Annotated in this window: 6 protein-coding genes; 2 read left to right on the top strand and 4 right to left on the bottom strand. The window is 72.0% G+C overall.

The window, feature by feature from the left end; translation table 11 throughout:
- The 3 genes from AB0J68_RS25595 to AB0J68_RS25585 form a co-directional block, all read right to left on the bottom strand.
- The coding region (locus tag AB0J68_RS25595; RefSeq protein ID WP_363940718.1) for a DUF4397 domain-containing protein at nucleotides 1–988 on the bottom strand (988 nt) is incomplete at its 3' end.
- A gap of 561 nt (nucleotides 989–1,549) precedes the next feature.
- The gene (locus AB0J68_RS25590; RefSeq protein ID WP_363940716.1) at nucleotides 1,550–2,215 is read right to left on the bottom strand and encodes a methyltransferase domain-containing protein; all 666 of its coding nucleotides are present in this window, start codon (nucleotides 2,213–2,215) and stop codon (nucleotides 1,550–1,552) included.
- A 79-nt stretch (nucleotides 2,216–2,294) separates the two neighbouring features.
- The gene (locus AB0J68_RS25585; protein ID WP_354858235.1) at nucleotides 2,295–2,519 is read right to left on the bottom strand and encodes a GntR family transcriptional regulator; all 225 of its coding nucleotides are present in this window, start codon (nucleotides 2,517–2,519) and stop codon (nucleotides 2,295–2,297) included.
- Between the two features lie 249 nt (nucleotides 2,520–2,768).
- Between AB0J68_RS25585 and AB0J68_RS25580 the strand changes: the two genes are divergently transcribed.
- Both AB0J68_RS25580 and AB0J68_RS25575 read left to right on the top strand, forming a co-directional pair.
- Nucleotides 2,769–2,969 carry a hypothetical protein gene (locus tag AB0J68_RS25580; RefSeq protein WP_354858238.1) on the top strand — a complete coding sequence of 67 codons (201 nt, stop codon included), beginning with the start codon at nucleotides 2,769–2,771 and terminating at the stop codon, nucleotides 2,967–2,969.
- A 102-nt stretch (nucleotides 2,970–3,071) separates the two neighbouring features.
- The gene (locus tag AB0J68_RS25575; RefSeq protein WP_363940713.1) at nucleotides 3,072–4,673 is read left to right on the top strand and encodes a glycosyltransferase 87 family protein; all 1,602 of its coding nucleotides are present in this window, start codon (nucleotides 3,072–3,074) and stop codon (nucleotides 4,671–4,673) included.
- A gap of 27 nt (nucleotides 4,674–4,700) precedes the next feature.
- Here the strand turns inward: AB0J68_RS25575 and AB0J68_RS25570 are convergent, their stop codons facing one another.
- Nucleotides 4,701–5,375, bottom strand: coding sequence for an NAD(P)-binding domain-containing protein (locus AB0J68_RS25570; protein ID WP_363940711.1), 675 nt, complete (start codon nucleotides 5,373–5,375; stop codon nucleotides 4,701–4,703).
- Nucleotides 5,376–5,659 lie beyond the last annotated feature (284 nt).

Below are 5,659 nucleotides of genomic sequence, written 5' to 3'. Positions count from 1 at the left end.
GGGGGGGGCGGCCAGCCGGCCGGGGGGGAGGGCGCGGCCCCCGGGGGGGGGGGGGGGTGGGCCGCGGCGGCCGGCGCGGCGAGCCTGCTCCTGTGGCGCCGGCGGCGGCGCACGACCTGGTGAGCATCGGGCCCGCCGCCGCGATCCGACGCCACCGCGACCGCCGGGCGCCGCTGGCCGCGCTGGTCGCCGCGGCCAACCCGCCGGCCACCAGGGGGTACGCGCCGAACCCTGCGTCGGACGTGCCGCCCGCGCCGGTGTCCACACCGCCGGCCGGTACGACAGTGCCGCCCTCGGCGTCGCGGCGCAGCTCGGCCGTGAGCCCGCCCTGCTTGTCGTCGAGCACCAGCAGCGAGTAGACCGCTCCGCCGGTGAGCCGCACCTCCGCGTCGGTGCTCGGGCCGCCCGCGCCGGTGAGTCGCAGCTTCCAGGTGCCCGGCTCGACCTGCTGGTAGTCCGTGGTGGTGGCGAACTGCACGCCGTCGGCGATCGTCGGCCCGTCGGCGGCGGCCACGTCGAGGACGGGCGTCCGCACCGACGCCTGCACGACGCGCACCTTGGCCCGGCCCTGCCTGGGAGCGCTCAGATCGTCGGTGAGCACCCGCAGCCCCAGGTCGGCGTGCCGACCGACACCGGCCACCGTGTACGCGCCACCACTGGTCACCGCTACCTCGGTGGTGAGCACCGGCGGCTCGCTGGCGGGCGTGCCGGCCTCGCGCATCGCCACCGCGTACCGGCCCGGAGGGAGCTGGAGGTAGTCGGAGACCACGCCGTAGCCGACGCCCGGGAACACTCGCGGCTTCGCGGCGTCGGGGGCGGCCAGGTAGACGTCGACGGCCGGGGTGTCGGGTGAGAGGTGGGCGAGCCGGACGTATCCGACGGTGTCCGCGCTGGCCGGGCCCGCAGCGGCGGCGGCGAGGGCGGTGCCGAGCAGGAGCGCGCCAGCGCCGGCCAGCAGTCGGCGGGACGTGGTACGGAGCGTGTGCATGTCGCCTCCGGAAGGCACATTCGGTGAGCGGGCGGCAACCCACGGACAGAGTCCCGTGTATGGGACTCCGGCGCAAGTTTTGCGTGCAATGTTTCTTCTGCCGCGTTGCCCGTGCCGCGTTGCCCGTGCCGCGTTGCCCGTGCCGCGTTGCCCGTGCCGCGTTGCCCGTGCCGCGTTGCCCGTGCCGCGTTGCCCGTGCCGCGCTGTCCGCGAGATCGCTGCCCGCGAGATCGTGCTCGATCCAGGATGTAGTGGTCTCGCGTCGGGAGGATGCCACTACATCCAGGTCAACACCGTTGCGTTTGGCGGAACGGCTGTTCGTCGACCGGCACTGCCTCGCCGATCATGGAGTTGTGGTGGGCCACAAAACGCCCGTACCCTGCCAAGGCAGGCACCACAATTCCATGATCGCCGGGGCTTGATCTACCAAGAGTCTTGTTATCCAGCACGGGTTGACCCCGCCGGCCACAGCCCTAACGCAACAGTGTTGACATCCAGGTTCGAGGGCGATCTTGCCGCTTCGCGAGGGAGATCCCGACTCTGGACGCGGGGTTGGTGCCGCTACCGCACCGCGAGGAAGCCGAACAGGTCCGGCACGCCTAGAGAGGTGGACTCGACGAACCGGACCGGTCGGAGGCCGGCGGCCACTGTCGCGTTGAGCAGGTCGGCGAGCGGCACGTGCCAGGCACCGACCCGGACCCGGACGCCGTCGGTGTTCCAGCTGTCGAAGCTGCGTGACCGGTCCGCGTAGCGCTCGTCGACGACGACGCTCGGGCGCCGGCCCCAGTCGGCGAACGCGCCCACGAAGCACGGGTGCACGCCCACGTGCACGAACCGCCCGCCCGGGCGCAGCACCCGGCCGACCTCACGCAGCACGCCCGGGTAGTCGGGCACGTCGGTGCTGGACAGGACGCACATCGCGGCGGGGAGTGAGGCGTCGGCGATCGGCATGGCGGTCGCGTCCCCGCGGGCCACCGGCAGCCGCCCGCGCGCGTGCCGCAACTGCCCGCCGGACAGGTCCACACCCACCGGTGTCCAGCCCAGGTCGCCGGGCACTAACGCGTGCGCGCCGGTGCCGCAGCAGATGTCGAGGCAGGGCCCCGCACCCGTGCCGAGCAGGTCGGCCACGGTCGCGTGCACCCTCCGGAGATAGTCGCCCCCGCCCGAGATGAAGCCCTCGTACCAGTCCGCGTGAGCGTCGTACGCCGGTGTGCTCGTCGCTTCCATCCACCGATGCTAGGGACGCACGCCTGGCGCGTGGTCCCCGTTCTTCCGAGGGCAGACGCGGTCGGACCCTCGCAGCCGACTACTCCGCTTCGGCGACGAAGACGCCCTGCCCCTGTTGGCCGTAGACCAGGTTTCGTTGGTGCAGTTCGCGTACGGCCCGGTAGGCGGTCGACCGTGCCACGTTGTAGATCTCGCCAATTTCCGAGACCGAGGGCAGTTGATGGCCGGGCGGGTACTCCCCGGAGTTGATTCTGCGCGCGATGTCGTCGGCGACGCGAAGGTAGTGCGGTGGCCTGGTAGGCATGATCGGCTCTCCTGGACTTCAGCGAAGATCATGCTTCCAGCCGGGACCTGGGCAGGACAAGTGACGACGCGACTCGACTGAGCACAGTGAGAACATGACTACAGTGAGACAGTGGATACAGTGAGACAGCGGTCGGACGCTTCTGGACTTCAGCACCCCGAGGTTTTCGATCCATCCACCCTGGAGGGCGCGACGCATGGCCTCCGCCCTCCAGGGCTGGCATTCGTGACCTCGGGAAAGGTGCGGACGATGGCGATCGACGAGCCGGTGTCCAGGGCGACCGAACTCTTCATGGCGGAGCGGGTCCTCGACGCGCACTGGTCCCGAGCGCGTGATCGGCCCTGGCAGACAGGCGGCTGCCTGGAGTGTCAAGGTCATCACGATTGTCCGCAGTTGGACTGGGCTCTCGGAATCGTGGCGGACGTCGCGTCGGTGCTATTCCAGAAATAGCGCCTTTGCCAGACGGTCGAGGTCGTGCTCGTCGGCGTTGGACTGCGCGGCCAACGGTCGACGGGACCTTCGCTCGGCCTTGCGTTCGCCTATTCTCGGGCGATGCGGGATCGCCGGGTGGCGCTGGCGTGGGCGGCGTTCGGCGTCGTCGCGCTGGTGTCCTGTGTGCTCGTGCTCAGGCGCGGCGACCGGCTCAGCGACCTGCACATCTACTACGGCGCACTGTCCGATCTGCACGCCGGCCGGCCGCTGTACGAGTACCGCGCCCGAAACGGCGGGCCGTTCACCTATCCGCCGTTCGCAGCCCTGGTGCTGGGCCCGATCACCGCCGTCAGCGAGGGCGTACTCCAGGGCGTCTGGCTGGTGGCGACGTGCGCGGCGGTCGTCGCCATCGCCGGCCTGGTCGGCGTCGCGCTGAGCACCGATCGGTCGCACCGCCCGCTGCTCGTCGCGGTGGCCGCCACGGTGCTGATGCTCTCGGCGCCGGTGCAGAGCAACCTGCGTTTCGGGCAGGTCAGCATCTTCATCGTGTTGCTGGCATTGCTGGACGGGATGGGCGTCGTCGCACCCCGGCTGCGCGGGGTGCTCGTCGGGGTGGCCGCGGCGATCAAGCTGACCCCGCTGCTGTTCGTCGCGTACTTCCTCGCGACCGGGCGCTATCGCGACGCCGGCCGCGCGGTGGCGACGTTCGGAGCCTGTGCCGGGCTGGCGGCGGTCGTGCTGCCCGGCGAGAGCTGGACTTACTGGACCCAGGCGGTCCGGCAGACCTCGCGGATCGGCAACCTGGCCTCGCTGGGCAACCAGTCGGTGCACGGGATGCTGTTGCGCCTCGGGGTCGACGAGGGGGCGCTGCCCGTGCTCTGGGCCGGGCTGGTGGCGGTGATCTGCGGGGCGGCGCTGCTGCGCGCCCGGCAGTTGGCCGGGCAGGGCCGCCCCGGGCACGCGGCGGTCCTCGTCGGCTGCGCCACGGTGGCCGCGTCCCCGGTGTCCTGGACCCACCATCAGGTGTGGCCGGTGCTCGCCGCGATGCTGCTGGTCGGCGCGTCCGGCATCACCCAGCGGGTGGCCGGTGCCGCGTTGCTCGCCGCCATGGTCGTCTCGCTGGGCGCGGTCCTCGGCCCGGTGTCGACGCGGCCGGGCGTGCAGTTCCTGTTCGAGAACGCCCGTGCCGTCGGCGTGTGCCTGCTGTGCCTGGCCGGCTTCGGCGGTGTCGCGGTCGCGACCGCCCGGAGCAACCGGCGATCCGCCGCCGGCCGGGCCTGGCTGCGGGTGGGCGTCTCGGCCGCGGTGGCACTCGCCTTCTTCGCCGTGCAACCGCTGCCCGCAGGAGCGGACCCGACGTTCAAGGCGTACGCCCTCGGCGACGTCGTCAATCCGCGGTATTTCTTCGTCTGTCGAAGCCCGGCCGAGTGCGCCGCCTATGCCACCGACGCGCCGGTCACCTTCGGCACCCGGGCGGAGAAGACGAAGGTCCGGGTCAACGGTGTGGTCTCCGCGCAGGTGGCCCGGCTGGCGTACTACTCCGCCCCGGGGGGAGCGCCCCGGGACATTCCCCTGCTGGCGGCCTACCCCGGTACGCGGACGTTCTCGTTCCGGTCGGCGAGCATGGCGCAGGGCCGACTCGTCGCGTACGCCGTGGACGGCCAGCCCATCGCCAGCTACGACGACGAACTCGCCGCCGCCCTGGAAACGGCCACCCGGTAGGCGGTCGTCCCAGGACGGCGGCGGTGCTCAGCGGGTGGCGGCGGCCAGCGCGGCGCGCAGCTTCTCGGCGTCAGCCGGTGCGGGGCGCTGCCAGTCGGTCGGCGTGGCGGAGTAGGGCACGCCGTACGCCGGGGTGTCCGGCTGGTAACGCCACCCCTCGGCGAGCGGGCCGACATCGACCGCGTCATAACCGATCCGGTCCAGGAAGGCGGTCACCTCGGCCTTCGCGGCGGCGTCGTCACCGGCGATCGCGAGCGCGCTGCGGTCGGCCGCCCCGGACGGCCGGGGGAGCTCGGCGAGGGCCTTGAAGTAGATGTTGTTGAAGACCTTGACGACCCGCGAGTCCGGTAGGTGCCGCTGGAGGAGTTCGCTGCTGGTGATCTCACCAGCGTCCAGCTCCGGGAAGGCGCCGTCACGCTCCGGGTAGTAGTTGTTGGTGTCGATGACGACCTTGCCGGCCAGCGGCTGCGCGGGCACCGCCCGGTACGCCTTGAGTGGCACGCTGACCACCACCAGGTCGCCGACCTGCGCCGCGTCCTGCGCCGTGGCGGCGCTGGCCCGCTCGCCCAGCTCGTCGACCAGGTCGGTGAGCGTCTCCGGCCCGCGCGAGTTGCTCAGTACCACGTCGTAGCCGGCGGCCACCGCCAGCCGGGCCACCGTGCCGCCGATGTGGCCGCTGCCGATCAGTCCCACAGTTGTCATGCTTCTTCCCAACTTCGTCCACCCACGACGCATTCCCGACCGACACGGTGGGTTATTCCGGTTGACCGACGCCGAGCGGCTGCGCGGCCGGCCGGCGTGTGCCGGCGCGGACGCCTGGCTGCGCCGCGAGCCGGTTCTGCACAACGTACTGCGCACGCCCGTCGCTGACCGGCCCCGCGGAAATGTGCCACCCGACGGTGGTCGGTCCGTGCGACGCCGCCGACCCCCCGCACCTGGTGATCAAGAGGTTTGCGTCAGCGGGGAGCCTCCACCTGACGCAAACC

It is taken from the genome of Micromonospora sp. NPDC049580, from assembly GCF_040675595.1.
Lineage (GTDB): Bacteria > Actinomycetota > Actinomycetes > Mycobacteriales > Micromonosporaceae > Micromonospora.
Note: the sequence above shows the minus strand (reverse complement) of the source record. Positions and strands in the feature narration are given on the sequence as shown.

Coding starts and splice junctions, on each gene's coding strand:
- AB0J68_RS25590 (WP_363940716.1), bottom strand. CDS start 2,215: ATGGAAGCGACGAGCACACCGGCGTACGACGCTCACGCGGACTGGTAC.
- AB0J68_RS25585 (WP_354858235.1), bottom strand. CDS start 2,519: ATGCCTACCAGGCCACCGCACTACCTTCGCGTCGCCGACGACATCGCG.
- AB0J68_RS25580 (WP_354858238.1), top strand. CDS start 2,769: ATGGCGATCGACGAGCCGGTGTCCAGGGCGACCGAACTCTTCATGGCG.
- AB0J68_RS25575 (WP_363940713.1), top strand. CDS start 3,072: ATGCGGGATCGCCGGGTGGCGCTGGCGTGGGCGGCGTTCGGCGTCGTC.
- AB0J68_RS25570 (WP_363940711.1), bottom strand. CDS start 5,375: ATGACAACTGTGGGACTGATCGGCAGCGGCCACATCGGCGGCACGGTG.